13 protein-coding genes are annotated in these 24,693 nt (G+C 59.3%); 8 read left to right on the top strand and 5 right to left on the bottom strand.

The window, feature by feature from the left end; genetic code table 11:
* Window positions 1–69: 69 nt before the first annotated feature.
* On the bottom strand, window positions 70–1,035 hold the full coding sequence (locus AB4O05_RS06430) for an arsenic resistance protein (RefSeq protein ID WP_460132160.1): 966 nt from the start codon (window positions 1,033–1,035) through the stop codon (window positions 70–72).
* Between the two features lie 140 nt (window positions 1,036–1,175).
* Here AB4O05_RS06430 and AB4O05_RS06425 point away from each other — a divergent pair, with 140 nt between their 5' ends.
* Window positions 1,176–1,589, top strand: a complete 414-nt coding sequence (locus tag AB4O05_RS06425; RefSeq protein WP_460132162.1) for a hypothetical protein — start codon at window positions 1,176–1,178, stop codon at window positions 1,587–1,589.
* A gap of 103 nt (window positions 1,590–1,692) precedes the next feature.
* On the opposite strand, the gene gabP is transcribed toward AB4O05_RS06425, so the two are convergent.
* Window positions 1,693–3,084 carry a GABA permease gene (gene gabP / locus AB4O05_RS06420; protein WP_460132164.1) on the bottom strand — a complete coding sequence of 464 codons (1,392 nt, stop codon included), beginning with the start codon at window positions 3,082–3,084 and terminating at the stop codon, window positions 1,693–1,695.
* 554 nt (window positions 3,085–3,638) lie between these two features.
* Here gabP and AB4O05_RS06415 point away from each other — a divergent pair.
* The 5 genes from AB4O05_RS06415 to AB4O05_RS06395 all read left to right on the top strand — a co-directional run bounded on the left by AB4O05_RS06415 (window position 3,639) and on the right by AB4O05_RS06395 (window position 7,800).
* Window positions 3,639–4,412, top strand: coding sequence for an ABC transporter ATP-binding protein (locus AB4O05_RS06415; RefSeq protein WP_460132165.1), 774 nt, complete (start codon window positions 3,639–3,641; stop codon window positions 4,410–4,412).
* A 13-nt stretch (window positions 4,413–4,425) separates the two neighbouring features.
* The gene (locus tag AB4O05_RS06410) at window positions 4,426–5,178 is read left to right on the top strand and encodes an ABC transporter substrate-binding protein (protein WP_460132167.1); all 753 of its coding nucleotides are present in this window, start codon (window positions 4,426–4,428) and stop codon (window positions 5,176–5,178) included.
* 72 nt (window positions 5,179–5,250) lie between these two features.
* Window positions 5,251–5,943 (top strand): ABC transporter permease, encoded by a 693-nt coding sequence (locus AB4O05_RS06405; protein WP_460132169.1) that lies wholly within the window; start codon window positions 5,251–5,253, stop codon window positions 5,941–5,943.
* On the top strand, window positions 5,943–6,632 hold the full coding sequence (locus tag AB4O05_RS06400; protein WP_460132170.1) for an ABC transporter permease: 690 nt from the start codon (window positions 5,943–5,945) through the stop codon (window positions 6,630–6,632). The genes AB4O05_RS06405 and AB4O05_RS06400 overlap by 1 nt, the downstream gene beginning before the upstream one ends.
* Window positions 6,613–7,800: a methyltransferase gene (locus tag AB4O05_RS06395; protein ID WP_460132172.1), complete on the top strand. Its 1,188-nt coding sequence runs from the start codon at window positions 6,613–6,615 to the stop codon at window positions 7,798–7,800. Before AB4O05_RS06400 ends, AB4O05_RS06395 begins: the two co-directional genes overlap by 20 nt.
* Window positions 7,801–8,039: 239 nt before the next feature.
* On the opposite strand, the gene bcsQ is transcribed toward AB4O05_RS06395, so the two are convergent.
* Window positions 8,040–8,999, bottom strand: a complete 960-nt coding sequence (gene bcsQ, locus AB4O05_RS06390; RefSeq protein ID WP_460164852.1) for a cellulose biosynthesis protein BcsQ — start codon at window positions 8,997–8,999, stop codon at window positions 8,040–8,042.
* Window positions 9,000–9,265: 266 nt separating this feature from the next.
* Between bcsQ and lapG the strand changes: the two genes are divergently transcribed.
* Both lapG and lapD read left to right on the top strand, forming a co-directional pair.
* Window positions 9,266–9,982, top strand: a complete 717-nt coding sequence (gene lapG, locus AB4O05_RS06385; RefSeq protein WP_460137657.1) for a cysteine protease LapG — start codon at window positions 9,266–9,268, stop codon at window positions 9,980–9,982.
* 11 nt (window positions 9,983–9,993) lie between these two features.
* Window positions 9,994–11,940, top strand: a complete 1,947-nt coding sequence (gene lapD, locus AB4O05_RS06380; protein ID WP_460132174.1) for a cyclic di-GMP receptor LapD — start codon at window positions 9,994–9,996, stop codon at window positions 11,938–11,940.
* 55 nt (window positions 11,941–11,995) lie between these two features.
* Here the strand turns inward: lapD and AB4O05_RS06375 are convergent, their stop codons facing one another.
* Both AB4O05_RS06375 and AB4O05_RS06370 read right to left on the bottom strand, forming a co-directional pair.
* Window positions 11,996–12,334, bottom strand: coding sequence for a tryptophan synthase subunit beta (locus AB4O05_RS06375; RefSeq protein WP_460132176.1), 339 nt, complete (start codon window positions 12,332–12,334; stop codon window positions 11,996–11,998).
* Window positions 12,335–12,458: 124 nt separating this feature from the next.
* Window positions 12,459–24,350 (bottom strand): retention module-containing protein, encoded by an 11,892-nt coding sequence (locus AB4O05_RS06370; RefSeq protein WP_460132178.1) that lies wholly within the window; start codon window positions 24,348–24,350, stop codon window positions 12,459–12,461.
* Between the last annotated feature and the right edge of the window lie 343 nt (window positions 24,351–24,693).

Genomic DNA, 24,693 nt, shown 5'->3' with positions numbered 1-24,693 from the left:
TAGGGGGCGCTGGCTCATGGTGCCGAACACATCCCTAATAACGCCTGAACAGACCAGCATATTCATTTTTTACCGATCCCCGCGCCATACCAGCCGTGGGATCAGGCGGACGTAGATCAATTCGCCCACCAACTCGACCAGGGTTTGCAGGATCACCGCCGTGGCCGCCAGGCCGCGCACGTCTTCGGGCAACGCCAACGCCAGGGGCAACACCACCAGCGAGTTGCGCGTCGATGCGCTGAAGGCCACCGTGCGCGCGCTCATCGCCGGCAGCGTGAACAGACGCGCGGCCAACAACCCCGCCAGCGGCGCCAGCAGCAGGAAGCCGATATACACCGGAGTCACCGGTAACAGCAGGCCGATATCGCGTACAACCGAGGTCACCTGCGAACCAATCACCACCAGCAGTACCAGCGCCATCGCCGGCACCGGCAGCCATGCCCAGGCATTGTTCCAAGCGTTGACGGCTGACGAGCGCCGCGCCAGGTACGTGGTGGCCACCGCCAGCAGCATCGGCACCACGATCAACCACAGGAACGCCTCGACAAACGGCGCCACCTCGACCACCACCTCAGGCTGCGCGCCCAGCATCAAACCCAGGTACACCGGCAGCAACACCAACTGCAGCAACAACAGCACAGGCGTCGCCGCCAGCATCAACCGCGCATCGCCCTTGCCGATATGGGTGAACACCACCACGTAATCGATGCACGGCGTCAGCAGCACCAGCAACGCGCCCACCAGTAGCGCCGGGTGCTCCACCAGGCCACGGGTCAGACCCCATACCAGCAACGGCACAAAGATAAAATTGGCCAATAGCAGCGCCGACAGGAAGCGCTTGTGACTCAAGCCGTGGCGCAGGTCCAGAAACGGGATTTGCAGGAACATCGCGTATATCAGCACCGCAATGGCAGGTGTGATCAATACACGCAAGTGGTGAGCCGAAGAAGGGGCGAGCAGGCCGAAGGTGGCAGCCAGCAAGGCGGTGACGAAGTAGACAGGGATCTGGTGGCGCTCAAGGGCGTCGCGGGACATAAAGGAGGCTCTGGCGTTCGCGAAAAGGTGAGCCTAGGTGCCTGCTGCTTTAAGGTCGAGTAAAACTGGAACTTCTTGGGATTTGCCCCAACCTGCGCTTCAATACCCCACCCAGATCCTTCAACCCAGGACGTGAGCCCATGGCCTCGCCAAACAAGCAGCAAAAACGTGCCCACCGGGCAAAGGCCAAGGCCAAGCAAAACTGCACCCAGCGCGCCATCGCAGCCAAGCCGGATGCGTTCGCTGGCGATGACAGCCGCATTGACCTTGAGTCGGTGGATTTGACCGAGCTGTTTCTAGAAATGCGCGCCGCTGGCGAGATCAGCCAACAGGCGTTGTGCGCGGCATTCCTGGCCCACCCGCTGCTGGCGCTGGTGCTGGAACAGGAAGGTGAAGACAACGCCACCGATTTTATCCTGACAGCGCTGATCGAATATCGGCAGTGGGCCACGGACAGCGACGATGAAACGGCCGCCCTGGCGTGGATTGAGTCGCCACAGTTCCAGGCCGACTATGTGGCTGCGTCCCAGGCGCTGGCGACGTCCCAGGACTGACGCAAAACAAACTGGGGGCCGGGCTTGCCCTAATGCCAGTCAGTTAAGCGATAGACGAGCAAACAGTAGCCTGCGGCGCAATCAAGCGCCGCATTCCGTCACTTCAATTCAGCACCGCGGCACCGACTCTCTGCGCCTTGCGACGACTCGACACAACAAGCCCCGCCGCCACCACCAGCAAGCTCAGAACACCAGTCGCGATAATCTCGACCCGGTGCGCTTCCTGGAACAGCATGATGGTCAGCGTCCCCACGATAAAGACCATTACCGCGTAGGTCAGGCCGGGGAACAGCCACATCTTGAAGACAAGCTCCTCACTCGCAGCGGTGCGCTTCTGGCGCATGCGCAGTTGCGACACCGCGATCACCAGGTACACCAGCAGCGCGATGGCGCCGGAGCTGGCGAGCAGGAACTCGAACACCGCGGCCGGTGCTACATAGTTGGCAAATACTGCCAGGAACGCCGCGCCGGTAGACAGCATCACCGCCCAATAAGGCGTGCCGCTCTTGTTGGTGCGCTTGGCCACTGCTGGTGCATCACCGCGACGGCCCAGGGAGAACAGCATGCGCGAAGCGGTATACAGCGCCGAGTTCAAGCAGCTGGTCACGGCAACCAACACCACCAGGTCAACGATCAGCTTGGCATTCGGGATGCCCATGCGTTCCAGCACGGTCTGGTAGGAACCCACCGCCGCCAGGGTCGGATCATTCCAAGGCACCAGCGACACAACGATGAAGATCGACAGCAGGTAGAACAAGCCAATCCGCCAGATTACCGAGTTGGTGGCCTTGGTGATCTGCTGGCCTGGGTTCTTCGACTCGGCTGCGGCGATGGTGACGATCTCGGTGCCCATGAACGAGAACATGGTGGTCAGGATCGCGGCCAATACCGCGCCCATGCCATTGGGCATGAAGCCTTGGGTGTCGAACAGGTGCGACACGCCGCTGACCTGGCTGGTCGGCAGGAAGCCGAAAATCGCCGCCAGGCCGAGGAGCACAAAGCCCACGATCGCCACGACTTTGATCAGCGCAAACCAGAACTCGAATTCGCCGTAGTTCTTCACGCTGAACAGGTTGGTCGCCGTCAGCAGCAACGTGATGATCAGGGTAAAGGCCCAAATGGCCACATTCGGGAACCAGGCGTGGAGGATGGTCGCGGCGGCGTTGGCTTCCAGGGGAATCACCAGCACCCAGAACCACCAGTACAGCCAGCCAATGGTGAAACCTGCCCAGTGCCCGATCGCCCGGTCGGCGTAGGTCGAGAACGAACCGGTGTCCGGCGACGCCACGGCCATTTCGGCCAGCATGCGCATCACCAATACCACCAGCGTACCCGCAGCGGCATACGCCAGCAGCACTGCGGGGCCGGCGGCAGCAATCGCGTGGCCGGAGCCGACAAACAAACCGGCACCAATAACGCCGGCAATCGACAGCATGGTGACGTGACGCGGTTTGAGCCCCTGTTCGAGGTCATTGGAGCTTTGCGTACTACTCATTGACACACCTTTGCGAGGAATTGCGAAAACGGTTCGCCCGACCTGGGATCCTCCTCGTGAAAAGAAACCAACAGGGCGTTCTTTATTTTTTACGCAAGATTTGCGCCAAAATGTTACAAAGCCGCGCTTGACGCGGCCTGTATGAGATTTCACAAAGCATCGCAAGTCATTGACAACAATGGCATTTCGCTATGGCGTTACCGTGCGACTCACTTCTGCGGCCCCGAAGTGCACCAAAAACACACACAGAAAGCGCCAGGCGCTCCATAAAAGGGCTGATAGGTACCGTTTGCCCGTTTAACCCTTCCAACCCCCGGCCAAAGCTGGCACCATCGCGCCCTTTTTGACGCGAAGCCTGCGGTTTTTCGGGTTCAAACGGTTGTTCGGTTGTTGATGGCGCGACACCCTGCTGTGCCGATGCGACACCCTGCCGCAGACCGTCTGTTTACCGCCCGCCACGCTGTTGGCTGCCATCCGGACGCTATGCTAGCTTGGCGCCTCGCCAGGAAGGCGGCCCAACAGCAGGAACGCAACGAACACAATGAGGACCGCACATGGCCGAGGCCACGCCCGCGCTTGAAATCCGCAACTTGCACAAACGCTATGGTGAGCTGGAGGTACTCAAAGGTATCTCGCTGACCGCCCGCGACGGCGATGTGATCTCGATCCTGGGTTCCTCCGGTTCCGGCAAGTCCACGTTCCTGCGCTGCATCAACCTGCTGGAAAACCCGCACAAGGGCCAGATCCTGGTAGCCGGTGAAGAGCTCAAGCTCAAGGCCGCGAAGAACGGCGAGCTGATGGCCGCCGACGGCAAGCAGATCAACCGCCTGCGCAGCGAAATCGGTTTTGTGTTTCAAAACTTTAACCTGTGGCCACACATGAGCATCCTCGACAACATCATCGAGGCCCCTCGCCGTGTGCTTGGCCAGAGCAAGGCCGAAGCCGTGGACGTGGCCGAAGCCCTGCTGGACAAGGTCGGCATCGCCGACAAGCGCCACGCCTACCCCGCGCAATTGTCCGGTGGCCAGCAACAACGGGCCGCCATCGCGCGCACCCTGGCGATGCAGCCCAAGGTCATCCTGTTCGACGAGCCCACTTCCGCCCTTGACCCGGAAATGGTTCAGGAAGTACTTAATGTGATCCGCGCACTGGCCGAAGAAGGCCGCACCATGCTGCTGGTCACCCATGAAATGGGCTTCGCCCGTCAGGTGTCCAGTGAGGTGGTGTTCCTTCACCAGGGCCTGATCGAAGAGCAAGGATCGCCACAGCAGGTGTTTGAAAACCCGCTTTCGGCGCGCTGCAAACAATTCATGTCCAGCAACCGCTAACGGAGCAACATGCATGCAGAACTATAAAAAATTCCTTCTGGCAGCAGCCGTCTCGATGGCGTTCAGCGCCACGGCCATGGCGGAAACCTTGACCATGGGGATCGAAGCGGCCTACCCGCCGTTCAACAATAAAGACGCCAGCGGCAACGTCGTAGGCTTCGACAAAGACATCGGCGACGCCCTGTGCGCCAAGATGAAAGTCGAGAAGTGCGACGTGTATGTATCGGACTGGGACGGCATCATCCCGGCCCTGAACGCCAAGAAGTTCGACTTCCTGGTGTCCTCGCTGTCGATCACCGACGAGCGCAAGCAGGCCGTCGACTTCACCGACCCGTACTACTCCAACAAGCTGCAGTTCATCGCACCCAAAGCCACCGCCGACTTCAAGCCCGATGCGGCCTACCTCAAGGGCAAGAGCATCGGCGCGCAACGTGCGACGCTGGCCGCGACGTACCTGGAAGACAAGCTGCCCGACACCGAAGCCAAGCTTTACGACACTCAGGAAAACGCCTACCTCGACCTGAAGTCCGACCGTCTGGACGGGATTCTCGCCGACAAGTACGTACAGTACGAATGGCTCAAGAGCAAAGACGGTTCCGCCTATGAGTTCAAGGGCGACCCGGTGGTAGAAAGCGACAAGATCGGTATCGCCGTACGCAAAGGCGACCCACTGCGCGAGCGCCTGAACAAAGCCCTGGCAGAGATCAAGGCAGACGGCACCTACAAGAAGATCAACGACAAGTACTTCCCGTTCAGCATCGAATGATCTGACGGCCTGCCCGGCGCGCCTGTTGAGCGCGCCGGCTTTCAGCAATGCCTGCCGCGATATGAAAACACCATGAATTTCGATCTCTACGGATTCGGCCCGGCGCTCGCCGCTGGCGCGCTGATGACCGTCAAACTGGCGCTCACGGCGTTATGCCTGGGGCTGGTACTGGGCCTTGCCGGTGCCTTGGCCAAGACCTCGCCGTACAAGCCGTTGCAATGGCTGGGCGGTACCTACTCGACCATCGTGCGCGGTGTACCCGAACTGCTGTGGGTGTTGCTGATTTACTTCGGCACGATCAACGCAATGCGCGGGCTGGGAGAGCTGTTCGGCATTCCCGACCTTTCGCTCAGTGCCTTTGCCGCGGGTGTGATCGCGCTGGGGTTATGTTTCGGCGCCTACGCCACGGAAGTACTGCGCGGCGCGATCATCGCCATCCCCAAGGGCCACCGCGAAGCCGGTGTCGCGCTGGGGCTGTCGAAGTTGCGCATATTTACCCGGTTGATCATGCCGCAGATGTGGCGCATCGCCCTGCCAGGGCTGGGCAATCTGTTCCTGATCCTGATGAAGGACACCGCGCTGGTCACCGTCATCGGCCTTGAAGAAATCATGCGCCATGCGCAGATCGCCGTCACCGTGACCAAACAGCCCTTCACCTTCTACTTGGTCGCCGCGTTCATCTACCTGGGCCTCACATCCCTGTCGATGGTGGCGATGCACTTCCTGGAAAAACGCGCCGCCCGCGGCTTCGTGAGGACGACGTAATGGAATGGGAAGTCATCATCAAGTGGCTGCCAAAATTTGTTCAGGGCGCCATCCTGACCCTGGAACTGGTCGGTATCGCCGTGATTCTCGGTCTGATCCTGGCCATCCCGCTGGGCATCGCACGCTCGTCCACACGCTGGTATGTGCGCTCCCTGCCCTACGCCTATATCTTTTTCTTTCGCGGCACGCCGCTGCTGGTGCAGCTGTTCCTCGTCTACTACGGCCTGGCCCAGTTCGAATCGATCCGCTCAAGCTTCATGTGGACCTACCTGCGCGACCCGTTCTGGTGCGCCACGGCCACCATGACACTGCACACCGCCGCCTATATCGCCGAGATCCTGCGCGGCGCCATCCAGGCCATCCCGCCCGGTGAAATCGAAGCAGCTCGTGCGCTGGGCATGTCCAGGCCCAAAACGCTGTTCTACATCATCCTGCCCCGCGCCGCGCGCATCGGGTTGCCGGCCTATAGCAACGAAGTGATCCTGATGCTCAAGGCCAGCTCGCTGGCGAGCACCGTGACCCTGCTGGAGCTGACCGGCATGGCCAGGACGATCATCGCGCGCAACTACCTGACCGTGGAAATGTTCTTCACCGCCGGCGTGTTCTACCTGTTGATCTCCTACCTGTTGGTACAAGGCTTCAAACTGCTGGAACGCTGGCTGCGCGTCGATGCCTGTCAGGGACGTTGAAGCCCGCTTTCGGGCGCTGGACGCGTTCCTGATCGAGCATCAAGGGCTGTGGCGACCACGGCCCTTTACTCATCAACGGTTACCTTGGGAAAGCGAGTTGCCTGAACTCGCCCAATGGCTGCGCCAACGCACCTTGGCCGATGCCGAAACCAGCCACAACCAACCACATGAACTGCCCGCACCCGCGCCTTTTCCTGCATTGGCCGCAGAGGCCGTGCGCCTCAGTGCTGTGGATAAATTACCGGCGCAGCCCCTGCAACCTGCCGCGCACCGCCTGAACGTCGACGTACCGGGCCGTAAATGGCAACAGATCGAAGCCTTTGGCGCGGCCCTGCACTTTGCGCAAACGCCGACTCACTGGCTGGACTGGTGCGCCGGCAAGGGCCACCTTGGCCGGCGCCTGCTGCACACAGGCCAGCAGCTGACCTGCCTGGAACACGACCCGGCCCTGGTCGCGGCCGGCCAAGCCTTGAGCGACCACCATCGGCTGCCCGTCACCCATCGCCTGCAAGACGTGATGGCGCAGGTGGCGCTCAGCTCGGAGCACACTCCGGTCGCCCTGCACGCCTGCGGGGACCTGCACGTGCGCCTGCTGCAACTGGCCAGCGCCGCCGGTTGCAAGCAACTGGCAGTAGCACCCTGCTGCTACAACCGCATCAACACACACACCTACCAGCCACTCTGCGCAGCAGGCCGCGCTTCAACCTTGCAACTGTCGATCGACGACCTGGGGCTGCCCCTCAGCGAAACCGTCACCGCAGGGACACGGGTGCGCCAGCAACGCGACACGTCCATGGCCCGTCGCCTGGCTTTCGATCAGTTGCAACGCCGGCTACGTGGCTGCGATGAGTACCTGCCCACCCCCTCCCTGCCCGCCAGTTGGCTGCACAAACCCTTCGCCGATTACTGCCAGGCATTGGCACACCTCAAAGGGTTATCCACAGGGGAACAGGATTGGGCGGCGCTGGAGCTTGACGGCTGGCGGCGCCTCGCCGAGGTCAGGAATCTGGAATTGCTGCGTGGTCTGTTTCGGCGCCCGCTGGAGTTGTGGCTGGTACTGGATCGGGCACTGTTTCTGCGCGAACGCGGCTACCGGGTTGAGGTGGGCAGCTTCTGCGAAACGGCACTGACGCCGCGCAACTTGATGGTGCTTGCCGAGCGCGATTAAAGGGCAAAATTGTCGCACCACAGCCTGTGGATAACTCTGTTGATGAAATCTTTACGAAGCCTGTAGCTACCTACGCTACAGGCCAAAAGCCACGCTGGTCATTTTTTGATCACACGATAAAACGCACGTAAAACAGGCAGTTGCAGCGCGTTGAGAACAGCTCCACAAAATGGCTGTTCCATGACGTCGTCGCCAACCAATTGTGTATAAGCATCTGGCGTTACCCGTATAAACCGCGCCTACGCGGTTCTTTTTCGGGCGATCAACAACCGGCAAAGATCGCCGATATCGTCACTTGCCTGGCTTAACGCCTTGCTATCGAGCGGGTCCGTCGCGAAAGCCAGGGCTTGGCTGATCGCCGGATCGTGATGTACGACCGCCAGGGGGTATTTACCGCGGCGCAGCTTGAAGGCATCGAGCATTTCCCGGTTGAACGTCGAGCGTTCATCCAGCTGATTGATTACAAAGTGACAACGGGGTGCACGCTCTCGCTCAAGATGAGGTGCCAACAGCGCGTCCAGTTGATCCAAGGTGCCCAGGCACGCGGCATTGGGCTGGGCGACGACCAGCACAATGTCGGCCACGCTCAATGCTTGCTGAAGATAAACGTTGTTACCGGCGGGTGTATCGACGATCACCGTATGCGCTTCGCTCAGTTCCAGCGCCGACAGGTGCCGCACCAGCCACTGGGGCTCACGCGCGAGCCAGCGCTGCAGGCTTTCTTTCTCCTGGGTATCGGTATCGCCGAAAGGCAGCACCTGGCAACCGCAGAACCCCGCCTGCAGGAGTGTCGTCCATGGCGTCTTGAGCAGGCTGCCTGGGCCCACGCCGGGGCACTCATGTTCAACCCCGAAATGTTGGCGCAAAGCATTCTGGGGGTCCAGGTCCAATGCCACTACTGATTCACCAAGACGTTGCAAGCCGCTGCTCAACCCCGTGGCGAGGGTACTGCGGCCAACGCCACCATTGATGGATACCAACGCCACCACGGTCGGGCGCAGCGCGACTCGTTGATGGCTGTGAAGCGTTTCATGGGTGTAGGACGGCTGGGCGCCAAAGCGCGAGCCCGCTTTTTGGTTCACACGGGTGCCATCATCGAATGGGAGGGTGCCAAAAAAATGCAGTCGGGCTTTTTTTCCCTTGGGATCACGAGCGACGCTCTTGCCGGTCAGGGCAAACAGGTCATCGGTGCGACTCATGGCTGGGCCTCCTTTACGGCGCCCTTTAAAGACCTGTGAGGTCGGTAAAACAGGGCTTTACCGCAAGTCTTTTTGTAGGCGCTTATGGGGATACATTCTGTGACAGCGGGGGGTGAGTGTCATTATTTTGATGAAATAGTCACAACCATTTCAGACGAGCGGAAAATAGCCAATTTACTGACACGCCATTCGCGCATTCAAGGGCCGATGATTTCATCGTGCCATTGTTTTTTACCCGCTATCACCGCACCATTGCCGCACCTTCAATGCTGCAGGCTCTGGTAATCGCAGTGGCGATACGCTTTAAACTCCCGCGGATTCTGTACAGTTTGGCCATCACCTTGTTGCTGGGTGGCGGCCTGCTGGGCGATCTGCTCGCCGATTGGGATTTCAGCCAGATCAGCCGCCGCGCCGAATCGCTTTACGGGCCACTCGGCCCCGGCCGTCAGCGCATCGATGCCTGGCAACAGTTGCTGTCCACGCAGAAGCAAGTCAGTGAGAGCGAGCAGCTCAAAGTGGTGAATTTGTTTTTCAACCGCCAACTGCACTACGCGGAAGACATCGACGTGTGGCACGAGATTGATTATTGGGCGACCCCCATTCAATCCCTGTGGAAAGGCGCCGGCGACTGCGAAGACTATGCCATCGCCAAATATTTCAGCCTGCGGCACTTGGGTGTGCCGGCCGAAAAACTGCGCATCACCTACGTCAAGGCCTTGCGCCAGAACCGTGCGCATATGGTGCTGACGTATTATGCAAGCCCCGAAGCCATGCCCCTGGTGCTGGACAGCCTGATGGACCCCATTCTGCCGGCCAGCCAACGGACGGACCTACTGCCCGTTTATGCGTTCAACGGCGAAGGGCTGTGGTTGACCGGCGCGGCGGGCAACAAAAAAGTCGGTGACACCAAGCGCCTGTCACGCTGGCAGGACGTCTTGAAAAAAATGACCGCCGAAGGGTTTCCGGCCAGTTCGGATAATTAACAGGAGCTACGATGTCACTGTTCAAACAATTGCTGATCGCTATCTGCGTGTTCCTGGTGGTCGCATTCAGCGGTAGCTTCATGGTCAGCCTGGAAAGCTCGCGTACACAGTACGTCAACCAACTGCGCTCCCATGCCCAGGACGCGGCCACCGCGCTGGCGCTGTCGCTGACCCCGAACATCGATGACCCGGCGATGACCGAGCTGATGGTCAGTTCGATTTTTGACAGTGGCTATTACGCGAGCATCCGCGTGATAGACCTGAGCAATAACCAGGTACTGGTGGAACGTGCCGCCGAGCCGGATGCGAGCGGCGTGCCGGCCTGGTTCGTGAAGATGATCGGCCTGGCACCGGCCGGCGGCGATGCAATCGTCAGCCGTGGCTGGCAGCAGGCTGCACGGGTGGAAGTGGTCAGTCACCCGATGTTCGCGCTGGCCAAGCTGTGGCAGAGCGCGCTGGGCAGCCTGGGCTGGCTGTTGGTCTGCGGCGCCGTGAGCGCGGTACTGGGCGCGCTGTTGCTGCGCCGTCAACTGAAGCCCTTGGACTATATGGTCGAGCAGTCGCACGCCATCGCCCGTCGCGAGTTCCTGAGCTTGCCCGACCTGCCCCGCACCCCTGAGTTGCGCCGCGTGGTGCAGGCCATGAACCAGATGGTGGAGAAGCTCAAGGCGCTGTTCCATGAGCAGACCGAGCGTAGCGAAAAGCTGCGTGTGGAGTCCTATCAGGACAGCCTGACGGGCCTGGCGAACCGTCGCTATTTCGAGATGCAACTGCAATCGCGCGTCAGCAACCTGGAGGAACCCAGTTCAGGTTACCTGCTGATGTTGCGGGTCAACGACTTGAGCGGCCTCAACCAGCGTCTTGGCGGGCAACGCACCGACCAACTGCTGCAAGCCGTCAGCCAGCAACTGGTGCGCACCTGCGCCAAATACCCGGAGACTCAAAACCTGATCACTCGCAGCCGTGGCGGCGAGTTCGCAGTGCTTGCCCCGGGCCTGGTGCGTGATGAAGCGCTGCAACTGGCCCAGGACCTGGAAAGCACCCTGCAAAGCCTGCACGAAACGGGTGCTACCGACATGCCGACCGTGGCCTATATCGGGCTGGCGCCGTATAACCCTGGCGATGCCTCAGCCGACCTGTTGATGCTGGCCGACCAAGCGCTGACCCAGGCCGAAGCCAGCAGCGCTCAAACCTGGATCTGCCTGGAACGCCAGGCCCCAGGCACCGTCAGCGATGACCCGCACAACTGGCACACCTTGCTCGACGACGCCCTGAACCAGGGGCGCTTCCGCTTGTTTTTCCAACCGGTGGTCAGCAGCCGTGACACCCAACAGGTACTGCATTACAAGGTGCTGTCACGCCTGCTCGACAGTCAGGACCAGACCATTGCCGCAGGCCACTTCCTGCCTTGGCTGGAGCGCTTCGGCTGGACCGCCCGGCTCGATCAACTGATGCTCGAGCTGGTGATCAAACACCTCACACAACACAACCAATCGGTGGCGTTGAACCTCTCGGCCGCCACCTTGAATGACCCGCAAGCGTTGGAGCGGGTGTTCGAACGCCTGGCCCAACACCCGGCACTGGGACCGCGCCTGACGCTGGAAATCGGCGAAGAACAAGTGCCCGAGCAAACCCAATTGGAGCGCCTCATCCGACGCATGCACAGCCTGGGCTACAGCCTGGGCCTGCAACGTTTCGGCGGGCGTTTCAGCATGATCGGCAACCTGGCGAACCTGGGCCTGGCGTACCTGAAGGTCGACGGCAGTTACATCCGCGCCATTGATCAGGAAAACCACAAGCGCTTTTTTATCGAAGCGATCCAGCGAGCCGCCCACAGCATTGATTTGCCATTGATTGCCGAGCGCGTGGAAACCGAGGGTGAATTGCGGGTGATCCGCGAGATGGGTATTGAAGGGGTGCAAGGCCAACTGGTCGGTGAACCGGCGCCCTGGAAGTAAAGCACTGAGAGCTCATGCCTCCTTGACGGCCTTACCGTGAAGGAGGTGTGCAGTGTCAGATCAAGCCGGTTTCATCGTCATTGATCAGCTCGCTCAAGCCGCCCAATGTTGCCCGCGCCCTGGTACGCTCCAAAAACTTGGCCTGTGCCGCCGGTGGCAGGTCAGTGATGCTCATCACGTTCTTGGTGATCAGCACCTGGATCAAGTCATCGAGCACCCGAATCATCTCAAGGTCGCTTTGCTTGAGCTGTTTGAGGCTGTTATCGACCGCATCATCGGCAAACCACGCCAGAATCTCATGATGGTCAGCCGGTAGTGTCTCGGTGGCTTCGGCGTAGGCCTGCGCTTCGACGCGAATCAAAGCGTTGTGTTGATCGCGTTGCACGTAGAACATCAACGTTCTCCCAATAAAAAATCCCTGCAGGCCCCCTGTAGGCACCTTCGCAGAGATTACACACATTTTCCCGACGCTGATGCCCATGCAGCGCCAATCCATGAAGATTGGCGCTGCCGGGTAATCAGTCGTGATGCTTGACGGTCAGGTCACCACCGGCGATCAGGTTGTTGATCGCGGTGTTGCCCGCGCCCCAGTTGGCGCCATCGACCTTGATCGTGACATCGGCCGTACCGCCACCCTGGGTGGTGAACGAACCGGTGCTGCTCACGCTCAGCGTCGAATTGCCGGCCGTGTCGGTCGACAACTTCAGGTAGCTGGACAAGTTGTTGTCGTTATTGCCTTGCAGCAAATCGGACAGGTCCAGCTTGTCGCCTTCGCTGTGCTTGAAGTCGGTGATGCGATCAAAGCCGCCGCTGGTGTTGGTGTCACCTTTGAGCCACACGAAGGTATCGGCACCCGCGCCGCCGGTCAGGATGTCATTGCCCTTGCCGCCGACAAGAATGTCGTTGCCGGCACCGCCCGACAGGGTGTCGTTACCGCCCTGGCCGAACAGGATGTCGTTGCCGGCATTGCCGATCAGGGTGTCGCCGCCATCATTGGTGCCATAGATGTTCGACGCGTTGGCCAGTGCGCCGACGTCCTGCACATGCTCAGTGATGAACTGATGCAACGTGCGGTCATCGATATGGTCGACGGTGGTGGACAGCTTCTCGGCCGCGAAGGCCTTGAGTGCAGCACTGCCTTCCTGACCTTTGTAGCTGATCAGATCACCGAACAGGATGTCGTTGCCCGAACCGCCGGTAATGTTGTCGGCGCCCGCGTCGGCCGTGTGGCCGGTGATGGCGTCCGCCAGCTTCGCGGTGTCGATGGTGGCAACGGTCTTGTCGGTATCGAACTGCTTGAGCACAGTGCTATCAATGCTCGAACCCAGGCCGATTGCCTCGACGACGACCTTGCCGGGTACCGCGTTGACCAGATCGGCGTAGGCACTCTTGGCGTTCGCCATGGCCGTGTTGGCGTCGCTGTAGACCGATGCAACGTCAAAGCCGCCATTGCTGTTGGCCACCACCGTGCCTTCAAAGGTTCTTTGGCCCCAAATATTGTAGGAATAGACGTTGCCGTCGCCATCGACAATCAACTGCGACCAGCCGTTGATGTTCGCGTACACCTCTTTGCCCTGGCCCAATACGTAATTGGCGCTGGTGACGACATTGTCAAAGTAAATGTTCGAGCCCCAGTTGCCGCCCAGGTAAGGGTTGCCCTGCACGTCGGTATACACGTTCGGCGAACCGTCGGTAATGAAGTACGTGAGGTTGGTTGCGCCCTTGTTGCTGGTGGCTTCGCTGCTCTTGAACCAGTTGGTGGCGGCGTTGAACGCGTCCTGATAGTTGGTCATGTCGCTCGAATGGGACGCCATCTGGGTCAATACCGCCTGCAACGCAGCTTTGGCGGCGACCTTGTCAGCCAGGTTGACCGAAACCTGCGCCTCGACCCGCGTGTCGAAATCGACCAGCAGCACTTTCACGACGCCGGAATCTTTATTGCCGGCATTGGCAATCAAGGTATCGAACACGCTTGCCAGTTGAGTCTTGATCGAACTCATGGCGCTGCTGCCGATACTGCCCGAGGTATCGACGATGAAGGCGATGTTGTAATTGCTGCCCTGAGTGACGACGCCGGCCTTGTCGCCGACGACAACGTTGTTGGCCGAAGAACTGCCCAGGTTGATGACATCAGCAACACCGGTGCCGTCCGTCACCGAATAGCTCTGCGGGGCAACCGTGATGGTGCTGGTGGCCACGTTCGAAGTCAGGCTGTTGCCACCTTCGTTGTCGGTCACCGCGATATCGATCGTGCGATCACCGATAGTCGGATACTTGCTGGTGCTGGAGTACTGGAACGACTCAAGCAGCGTCTTGTAGGTCGCCGCATCCGCTGCACCCGACAAGGTCAGCACGATCTTGCCACTGACGTCGGTGCCGACCGCGGTCACCGTGATGCCGTTGTAGGTACCGCCCACGCTCACCAGGTTGGAGCTGAGCTGGTCACCGGCACTGGCGTTTTTCAGGGTGATGGTCGCACTTTGCATCTGGGTGCTGTCGACATCACCGATGGCCACGCTGCCGGTAATCGCAACACCGCTGGTGCTGCGCTCGTTGTACGCCGTGTTGTAACCGGTGGCGACAGTACCATCGACGGTGCTGAGGTCCAGAGTCGGCGCGTCGTTGACCGCAGCGATCACGATGCTCACCTTGCCGGTCGTAACCTCCTCGACCCCGGTGCTCAACTCTTTGGCCGTCGCTTTCACGGTGATATCGAAGCTGGCGGTCGAATCCTTGAACGGCGTAACCGTCAGGGTTTTCAGATTCCAGCCGCTGACATCATAAAGCGCGGTGGTGCCGGTGGAGGTGAAGCTGTGGCCAGTGGTGCCATCGGTGATCACGGTGCCTTTTGGCAAGCCGCTGATTTCCACCTTGTGGGATTCCGAGCCGTCGTTGTCGACAAACGTGGTGGTAATCGGAGCGACCTTGATGGCGGTGTCTTCCAGCCCACGGTTGTAGACGTAGCCGGTGTAATAGCCTTCGCCATTGACCACATGGCTATCGCCCAGCACCGCGCCGGCGGCTTTCAACGCGTCCACGCTGGTGTAGGTCTGCACGCCGCTGTTGCCCAGCGACATCGACACGCCGTTGTTGATCGACACATTGACGTCGTAGCTACCGCCGCCCGCCTGGTTGTAGTGGTAAATATCGAGGGTGTAGTAACCCGACTCGGTCGGCGTATAGGCCGTCCCGGTAATCGCGCTGCCCTTGCTCCAGGTTTCGGAAGCGACCAACTTGCCGCCCACGGTGATTGCCAGGCTGTCGTCGGCCGTACCGGTGAAGGTATAGCTCTTGCCGGCTTCCAGGTAGATCAGGCCAGAGACTTTGGTCGCCGTGCCCTCCGCCACATTACCGTTGCTGACACTGCTGGTCACACCCGTAGACACTGCGCTGGCAGCGGTCTTGGCGTCGATCACCTTGATCAGGTCGCTGGACTGCGCAACGCCGTTACCGTTGGTGCCCAGGTCTTTAGCGAGCGTGCCACCGGTCCAGGTTTGAATGACCAACCCTGTCGGCACTGCGCCGAATTGGCCAATGGTCACAACCGGCACATCCGTCACCGGGTGGATATCCACAGTGATGGTTTTGGTGTCGCTGTAGAGGTTGCCGTCGGTAGCCTGGAACTTCAGCTCGGCGTAATCCCCCTGCTTGTTACCCACGCCGGTGCCGCCGAAGCTGTTATCGCCCGATTCGTTGGCCACCGGGGTGTAACGCACGTTGTGGTTGTCGAAATCAGCCTGGCTGAATGCCTTGCCGGCCGACGTATCGGTTTTCAGATCCGCCGTGGTCAGCGCAACCCACTGGCCGTTGACTTTGTACTCGATGGAACCGACAGGCAGGCTGGTGAACACCACTTTCGGGCTCACCGAGTCCACATCCTTGACGCCAAAGTTTGCCCAGGTCAGTTCGACCGAGGTGTCTTCATTGCCCTGGATGTTGCCATTGGCCGCAGTCGGCGCGTCGTTGACCGCCACGATGTTCACATTCAGCGTACTGCTGGAGCCGGTGTTGGTGGTGTAGCCGACTTGCGGTACGTCGCCGTTGAAGTCTTTGACTGGGGTGAAGGCGTAGGCGCCGTCAGTACCAATGGTGATGCTGCCAACACCCGAGATAATCGCGGTTTGGCCAGCGGTATAAGTGGTGCCGTTGACGTTGAAAGTGGCAACGCTCAGCGCGTTGTCGACGTCGACGTCGTTCGAAAGGACGTTGCCGGTGGCAACCTGGTCTTCCAAGGCACTGCCGGTATCCGCTTTCAGTACGCTCGCGTCGTCAACGGCGTCGATCTTCACGTCCAGCGTGCTGCTGGAGCCGGTGTTGGTGGTGTAGCCGATTTGCGGTACGTCGCCGTTGAAATCTTTGACTGGGGTGAAAGCGTAGGCGCCGTCAGTACCAATGGTGATGCTGCCAACACCCGAGATAATCGCGGTTTGGCCAGCGGTATAAGTGGTGCCGTTGACGTTGAAAGTGGCAACGCTCAATACGTTGTCGACGTCGACGTCGTTGGTCAGCACATTGCCAGTGGCAACGTGGTCTTCCAAGGCGCTGCCGGTGTCCGCTTTCAGAACGCTCGCGTCGTCAACGGCGTCGATCTTCACGTTCAGCGTGCTGCTCGAACCGGTGTTGGTGGTGTAGCCGATTTGCGGTACGTCGCCGTTGAAATCTTTGATCGGGGTGAAGGCGTAGGCGCCGTCAGTACCAATGGTGATGCTGCCAACACCCGAGATGATCGCGGTTTGGCCAGCGGTGTAAGTGGTGCCGTTGACATTGAACGTGGCAACGCTCAGCGCGCTGTCCACATCCACGTCGTTGGTCAGCACATTGCCGGTGGCGACGTGGTCTTCCAAGACGCTGCCGGTGTCCGCTTTCAGAACGCTCGCGTCGTCAACGGCGTCGATCTTCACGTTCAGCGTGCTGCTCGAACCGGTGTTGGTGGTGTAGCCGATTTGCGGTACGTCGCCGTTGAAATCTTTGATCGGGGTGAAGGCGTAGGCGCCGTCAGTACCAATGGTGATGCTGCCAACACCCGAGATGATCGCGGTTTGGCCAGCGGTGTAAGTGGTGCCGTTGACATTGAACGTGGCAACGCTCAGCGCGCTGTCCACATCCACGTCGTTGGTCAGCACATTGCCGGTGGCGACGTGGTCTTCCAAGACGCTGCCGGTGTCCGCTTTCAGAACGCTCGCGTCGTCAACGGCGTCGATCTTCACGTTCAGCGTGCTGCTCGAACCTGTATTGGTGGTGTAGCCGATTTGCGGTACGTCACCGTTGAAATCTTTGACCGGGGTGAAGGCGTAGGCGCCGTCAGTACCAATGGTGATGCTGCCAACACCCGAGATAATCGCGGTTTGGCCAGCGGTATAAGTGGCGCCGTTGACGTTGAAAGTGGCAACGCTCAGCGCGTTGTCGACGTCGACGTCGTTCGAAAGGACGTTGCCGGTGGCAACCTGGTCTTCCAAGGCACTGCCGGTATCCGCTTTCAGTACGCTCGCGTCGTCAACGGCGTCGATCTTCACGTCCAGCGTGCTGCTGGAGCCGGTGTTGGTGGTGTAGCCGATTTGCGGTACGTCGCCGTTGAAATCTTTGACTGGGGTGAAAGCGTAGGCGCCGTCAGTACCAATGGTGATGCTGCCAACACCCGAGATAATCGCGGTTTGGCCAGCGGTATAAGTGGTGCCGTTGACATTGAACGTGGCAACGCTCAGCACACTGTCCACATCCACGTCGTTGGTCAGCACATTGCCGGTGGCGACGTGGTCTTCCAAGGCACTGCCAGTGTCGGCTTTCAGGACGCTCGCGTCATCAACCGCCACGATGTTCACATTCAGCGTGCTGCTCGAACCTGTATTGGTGGTGTAGCCGATTTGCGGTACGTCGCCGTTGAAGTCTTTGACTGGGGTGAAGGCATAGGCACCATTGGTGCCGATGGTGATGCTGCCAACGCCCGCGATGATCGCGGTTTGACCTGCGGTGTAGTTAGTACCGTTAACGCTGAACGTGGCAACGCTCAATACGTTGTCCACATCAATGTCGTTAGTCAGTACGTTGCCGGTGGCGACGTGGTCTTCCAAGGCACTGCCAGTGTCGGCTTTCAGGACGCTCGCGTCATCAACCGCCACGATGTTCACATTCAGCGTGCTGCTCGAACCTGTATTGGTGGTGTAGCCGATTTGCGGTACGTCGCCGTTGAAATCTTTGACTGGGGTGAAAGCGTAGGCGCCGTCAGTACCAATGGTGATGCTGCCAACACCCGAGATAATCGCGGTTTGGCCAGCGGTATAAGTGGTGCCGTTGACGTTGAAAGTGGCAACGCTCAGCGCGTTGTCGACGTCGACGTCGTTCGAAAGGACGTTGCCGGTGGCAACCTGGTCTTCCAAGGCACTGCCGGTATCCGCTTTCAGTACGCTCGCGTCGTCAACGGCGTCGATCTTCACGTCCAGCGTGCTGCTGGAGCCGGTGTTGGTGGTGTAGCCGATTTGCGGTACGTCGCCGTTGAAATCTTTGACTGGGGTGAAAGCGTAGGCGCCGTCAGTACCAATGGTGATGCTGCCAACACCCGAGATAATCGCGGTTTGGCCAGCGGTATAAGTGGTGCCGTTGACGTTGAAAGTGGCAACGCTCAATACGTTGTCGACGTCGACGTCGTTGGTCAGCACATTGCCAGTGGCAACGTAGTCTTCCAAGGCGCTGCCGGTATCGGCTTTCAGAACGCTTGCGTCATCAACCGCGTCAATCTTCACATCCAACGTGCTGCTGGAGCCGGTGTTGGTGGTGTAGCCGATTTGCGGTACATCACCGTTGAAGTCTTTGACTGGAGTGAAGGCGTACGCGCCGTCAGTACCGATGGTGATAGAACCCACACCAGCGATGATCGCGGTTTGGCCGGCGGTGTAGGTGGTGCCGTTGACGTTGAAAGTGGCAACGCTCAACACGTTGTCGACGTCTACGTCATTGGTCAGCACATTGCCGCTGGCAACGTGGTCTTCCAACGCACTGCCGGTGTCGGCTTTCAGGACGCTCGCGTCGTCAACCGCGTCGATCTTAACGTCCAGCGTGCTGCTGGAACCCGTGTTGGTGGTGTAGCCGATTTGCGGCACGTCACCGTTGAAGTCTTTAACCGGGGTGAAGGCGTAGGCGCCATCGGCGCCGATGGTGATAGAACCCACGCCAGCAATGACGGCGGTTTGACCTGCTGTGTAAGTGGTGCCGTTGACGTTGAAAGTGGCAACGCTCAACACGTTGTCCACATCCACGTCATTGGTCAGCACATTGCCAGTGGCAACATGATCTTCCAACGCACTGCCGGTGTCGGCTTTCAGAACACTCGCGTCATCAACCGCGTCGATCTTCACGTCCAGCGTGCTGCTGGAACCCGTGTTGGTGGTGTAGCCGATTTGCGGCACGTCACCGTTGAAATCTTTGACCGGCGTGAAAGCGTAAGCGCCGTCAGTACCGATGGTGATCGAGCCAACGCCTGCAATGACGGCGGTTTGGCCGGCGCCATAACTCGCGCCGTTGACGGTGAAGCTGGCAACGGTCAGCACGTTATCCACGTCGCTGTCATTGGTCAGTACGTTGCCGGTGGCAACGGTGTCTTCTTTCGCACTGCCGGTATCGGCCTTCAGAACACTCGCGTCATCAACCGCGTCGATCTTCACGTCCAGCGTGCTGCTCGAACCGGTGTTGGTGGTGTAGCCAATTTGCGGCACGTCACCGTTGAAATCTTTGACCGGAGTGAAGGCGTACGCACCGTCAGCACCAATGGTGATGCTGCCAACCCCGGCGATGATTGCGGTTTGGCCGGCGGTGTAGGTAGTGCCACCCACGTTAAAGGTCGCAACGCTCAGCACATTATCGACGTCGACGTCATTGGTCAGCACATTGCCGGTAGCAACATGATCTTCCAAGGCACTGCCGGTGTCGGCTTTCAGAACGCTCGCGTCATCAACCGCGTCGATCTTCACGTCCAGCGTGCTGCTGGAACCGGTATTGGTGGTGTAGCCGATTTGCGGTACATCACCGTTGAAATCTTTGACCGGAGTGAAGGCGTACGCACCGTCAGCACCAATGGTGATGCTGCCAACCCCGGCGATGATTGCGGTTTGGCCGGCGGTGTAGGTGGTGCCACCCACATTGAAGGTCGCGACAGTCAGTGTGTTGTCCACATCGACATCGTTCGAAAGTACGTTGCCCGTGGCAACGTGGTCTTCCAACGCACTACCGGTATCGGCCTTCAGGATGCTTGCGTCATCAACCGCGTCGATCTTCACGTCCAGCGTGCTGCTGGAACCCGTGTTGGTGGTGTAGCCGATTTGCGGCACATCACCGTTGAAATCTTTGACCGGAGTGAAGGCGTACGCACCGTCAGCACCAATGGTGATGCTGCCAACCCCGGCGATGATTGCGGTTTGGCCGGCGGTGTAGGTAGTGCCACCCACGTTAAAGGTCGCAACGCTCAGCACATTATCGACGTCGACGTCATTGGTCAGCACATTGCCGGTAGCAACATGATCTTCCAAGGCACTGCCGGTGTCGGCTTTCAGAACGCTCGCGTCATCAACCGCGTCGATCTTCACGTCCAGCGTGCTGCTGGAACCGGTATTGGTGGTGTAGCCGATTTGCGGTACATCACCGTTGAAATCTTTGACCGGAGTGAAGGCGTACGCACCGTCAGCACCAATGGTGATGCTGCCAACCCCGGCGATGATTGCGGTTTGGCCGGCGGTGTAGGTGGTGCCACCCACATTGAAGGTCGCGACAGTCAGTGTGTTGTCCACATCGACATCGTTCGAAAGTACGTTGCCCGTGGCAACGTGGTCTTCCAACGCACTACCGGTATCGGCCTTCAGGATGCTTGCGTCATCAACCGCGTCGATCTTCACGTCCAGCGTGCTGCTGGAACCCGTGTTGGTGGTGTAGCCGATTTGCGGCACATCACCGTTGAAATCTTTGACCGGAGTGAAGGCGTACGCACCGTCAGCACCAATGGTGATGCTGCCAACCCCGGCGATGATTGCGGTTTGGCCGGCGGTGTAGGTAGTGCCACCCACGTTAAAGGTCGCAACGCTCAGCACATTATCGACGTCGACGTCATTGGTCAGCACATTGCCGGTAGCAACATGATCTTCCAACGCACTGCCGGTGTCGGCTTTCAGAACGCTCGCGTCATCAACCGCGTCGATCTTCACGTCCAGCGTGCTGCTCGAACCGGTGTTGGTGGTGTAGCCGATTTGCGGTACGTCACCGTTGAAATCTTTGACCGGAGTGAAGGCGTACGCGCCGTCAGTACCAATGGTGATGCTGCCAACACCGGCGATGATCGCGGTTTGGCCAGCCGTATAGCTCGTGCCGTTGACACTGAACGTAGCAACGCTCAGCACGTTGTCGACGTCGACGTCATTGCTCAGCACATTGCCAGTGGCAACCTGGTCTTCCAAGGCACTGCCGGTGTCGGCTTTCAAGACGCTCGCGTCGTCAACCGCGTCAATCTTCACGTCCAGCGTGCTGCTCGAACCGGTGTTGGTGGTGTAGCCGACTTGCGGTACGTCACCGTTGAAATCTTTGACCGGAGTGAAGGCGTACGCGCCATCCGTACCGATAGTGATAGACCCCACGCCAGCAATGATCGCGGTTTGGCCGGCGCTGTAGGTGGTACCACCTACGTTGAAGGTCGCGACAGTCAGTGTGTTGTCCACATCGACATCGTTCGAAAGGACGTTGCCGGTGGCAACATGGTCTTCCAACGCACTACCGGTATCCGCTTTCAGTACGCTCGCGTCATCAACCGCGTCAATCTTCACGTCCAGCGTGCTGCTGGAGCCGGTATTGGTGGTGTAGCCGATTTGCGGTACATCGCCGTTGAAGTCTTTGACTGGCGTGAAGGCGTAGGCGCCATCGGCGCCGATGGTGATAGAGCCAACGCCAGCAATGACAGCAGTTTGGCCAGCGGTGTAAGTGGTGCCGTTGACGTTGAACGTGGCAACGCTCAGCACGTTGTCCACATCCACGTCGTTGGTCAGCACATTGCCCGTGGCAACGTTATCTTCCAACGCACTGCCGGTATCCGCTTTCAGGACGCTCGCGTCGTCAACCGCGTCAATCTTCACGTCCAGCGTGCTGCTCGAACCGGTGTTGGTGGTGTAGCCGACTTGCGGTACGTCACCGTTGAAGTCTTTGACTGGAGTAAACGCATAGGCGCCATCGGCACCGATGGTGATAGAACCCATGCCTGCGATGATCGCGGTTTGGCCAGCGGTATAGGTAGTGCCACCTACGTTGAAGGTTGCGACAGCCAGTGCGTTGTCCACATCGACATCGTTCGAAAGGACGTTGCCGGTAGCAACGTTATCTTCCAGTGCACTACCGGTATCGGCTTTCAAGACGCTCGCGTCATCAACCGCGTCGATCTTCACGTCCAGCGTGCTGCTGGAACCGGTATTGGTGGTGTAGCCGATTTGCGGCACATCACCGTTGAAGTCTTTAACCGGGGTGAAGGCGTAGGCACCGTCAGCACCAATGGTGATGCTGCCAACACCCGCGATAATTGCGGTTTGGCCTGCTGTGTAAGTGGTGCCGTTGACGTTGAAAGTCGCGACAGTCAATACACTATCAATGTCACTGTCATTGCTCAGCACATTGCCGCTAGCAACGTTGTCTTCCAACGCACTACCGGTATCCGCTTTCAGGACGCTCGCGTCATCAACCGCTTCAATCTTCACGTCCAGCGTGCTGCTCGAACCGGTGTTAGTGGTGTAGCCAATTTGTGGCACATCACCGTTGAAGTCTTTGACCGGGGTGAACGCATAGGCGCCATCGGCGCCAATGGTGATAGAACCCACGCCAGCAATGATCGCGGTTTGACCGGCGTTATAGGTGGTGCCATTGACATTGAAAGTGGCAACACTCAACACGTTATCAACGTCGACATCGTTCGAAAGTACGTTGCCAGTAGCAACGTTATCTTCCAACGCACTACCGGTGTCGGCCTTCAGAACGCTCGCGTCATCAACCGCCACGACGTTCACATTCAACGTGCTGCTCGAACCGGTGTTGGTGGTGTAACCGATTTGCGGCACGTCACCATTGAAATCTTTAACCGGGGTAAAGGTGTACGCGCCATCCGTACCGATGGTGATAGAACCCACACCCGTAATGACGGCGGTTTGGCCGGCGTTGTAGGTAGTGCCAGCCACGTTGAAGGTAGCAACGTTCAGCACATTGTCGATGTCACTGTCGTTGCTCAGCACGTTGCCGGTAGCGACGCCATCTTCGGCGATGGTGCTGGTATCAGCCACCAACACGCTCTTATCGTCCACTGCAACCACTGTAGAAGTGGCCGCTTGCGGATTGATCGCCAGGTTCTCGTAATTGCCGCCGGTGGCGCTGGTAATTGTGGTGCTGACGACCAGGTCTTTGCCGTCGGCCAGATTGGCAGGCGTGTCGATACTGACTGTACCGGTGGTTTTGCCGGCTTCGATGGTGATGGTCTGATCGTTGGACAGTTTGATGACAACGTCGGTCTGCGCGGCGTTGGTCACGGTCGCGGTGTAGACGATCTTGCCACCCTCATCCACCGACGCGGTCGCGGTCAGCGTGACGGTGGTGGTGTCGATGGTGTCGTTGATCTGGGTAACCGCTGGCGCCGGGTCAGTGGTGATGATCAGGTTGCCGCCGCCGGAGGTACCGGCGATGGTGGCGGAGATCGACGAGGCATCCAGGTAAGGCGTGTCATTGCCGGCAAACGTGACGTTCAGTGCGCCCGAGGTCTGGCCGGCGGCGATCACCACCGCGAGGCCGTTGGACAAGGTGACGGTCAAGTCGCTGGTCGGTGCCTGGGTGACAAACACCGTATACACCACAACACCACCGGCTTCGGTGATGGTGGGCGTAGCAGTCAGGGTAATGGTCACGTTACGCGGATCGACGCCATTATTGGTGGCGGCGGTGAGGGTATTGCCCACCGCATCAGCGGCGTTCAGACCGGTCGTCGGGTAACCGATGGTGGGGTCAACCACACCTGCGGTGGCTTCCAGCACGACAAAACTGTGGCCGCCGCCAACAGCGCCGTCTGCACCCGCGGAGGTCGGGCCGGCAGCTGTGGCTTCAAGGTCTTGGGTCGGGTCGGCACCGGCAGCGATGGCTTGCTGAAGTTCGGCGACGGACGGTGCGGCTTGAGCAGTGGCGGCGCTCAGGTCGGTGGACGAGTCGGGCGCGCTGGCGCTCCACTGAGTGTCGCGCCCCAGGTCGATGACCCGGCCATCCGCCAGTTCCAGCGAGACGGCGCCAGCAGCGCCGGTATCGACCTGTTCACCGGCGACCAGGCGATCCCCTTCTACAAGCAGGCGGCGAATCCCTTCCGGGGAAACCGCGAACACTTGACCGACAATACTTTTGACGACCGCAACGCTGCTCATAAAAGACTCTCCGTGTATTGCCGTTCGGGGTATCCATCAAGGAGACCGACCTTCTCGCTACTGCCGATTCAGATAGCTGGACTACGCTATTTCTATGAAAGTATATTGACGTCAATATTTTGTTGTTTCATGGGAAAAATTACTTTCCCGTCAAGGTATTGACCTATTGGGCGCCATCCTAAACAATCTGCCCAGTAATGTCACATTGATATTTAAGCGGCTTCACGACGTTCTGTTTGCGCCTTCACGCGTCTAAGAAAAACGAGCATTTCGAGTTGCCACTACAATGCATATTCCAGTTTGTTGCGGTTTTTCAGGCAACCAATCCCCGGGAAAAATCAGA

Source organism: Pseudomonas sp. S1_G07 (assembly GCF_054668565.1).
The sequence above is the reverse complement of the archived record's forward strand: the minus strand, read 5'-3'. Positions and strand labels throughout refer to the sequence as shown.

Coding starts and splice junctions, on each gene's coding strand:
- AB4O05_RS06375 (WP_460132176.1), bottom strand. CDS start 12,334: ATGTTCTACGTGCAACGCGATCAACACAACGCTTTGATTCGCGTCGAA.
- AB4O05_RS06370 (WP_460132178.1), bottom strand. CDS start 24,350: ATGAGCAGCGTTGCGGTCGTCAAAAGTATTGTCGGTCAAGTGTTCGCG.
- gabP (WP_460132164.1), bottom strand. CDS start 3,084: ATGAGTAGTACGCAAAGCTCCAATGACCTCGAACAGGGGCTCAAACCG.
- lapG (WP_460137657.1), top strand. CDS start 9,266: ATGCTGCAGGCTCTGGTAATCGCAGTGGCGATACGCTTTAAACTCCCG.
- AB4O05_RS06405 (WP_460132169.1), top strand. CDS start 5,251: ATGAATTTCGATCTCTACGGATTCGGCCCGGCGCTCGCCGCTGGCGCG.
- AB4O05_RS06400 (WP_460132170.1), top strand. CDS start 5,943: ATGGAATGGGAAGTCATCATCAAGTGGCTGCCAAAATTTGTTCAGGGC.
- AB4O05_RS06410 (WP_460132167.1), top strand. CDS start 4,426: ATGCAGAACTATAAAAAATTCCTTCTGGCAGCAGCCGTCTCGATGGCG.
- AB4O05_RS06425 (WP_460132162.1), top strand. CDS start 1,176: ATGGCCTCGCCAAACAAGCAGCAAAAACGTGCCCACCGGGCAAAGGCC.
- AB4O05_RS06415 (WP_460132165.1), top strand. CDS start 3,639: ATGGCCGAGGCCACGCCCGCGCTTGAAATCCGCAACTTGCACAAACGC.
- bcsQ (WP_460164852.1), bottom strand. CDS start 8,999: ATGAGTCGCACCGATGACCTGTTTGCCCTGACCGGCAAGAGCGTCGCT.
- AB4O05_RS06430 (WP_460132160.1), bottom strand. CDS start 1,035: ATGTCCCGCGACGCCCTTGAGCGCCACCAGATCCCTGTCTACTTCGTC.
- AB4O05_RS06395 (WP_460132172.1), top strand. CDS start 6,613: ATGCCTGTCAGGGACGTTGAAGCCCGCTTTCGGGCGCTGGACGCGTTC.
- lapD (WP_460132174.1), top strand. CDS start 9,994: ATGTCACTGTTCAAACAATTGCTGATCGCTATCTGCGTGTTCCTGGTG.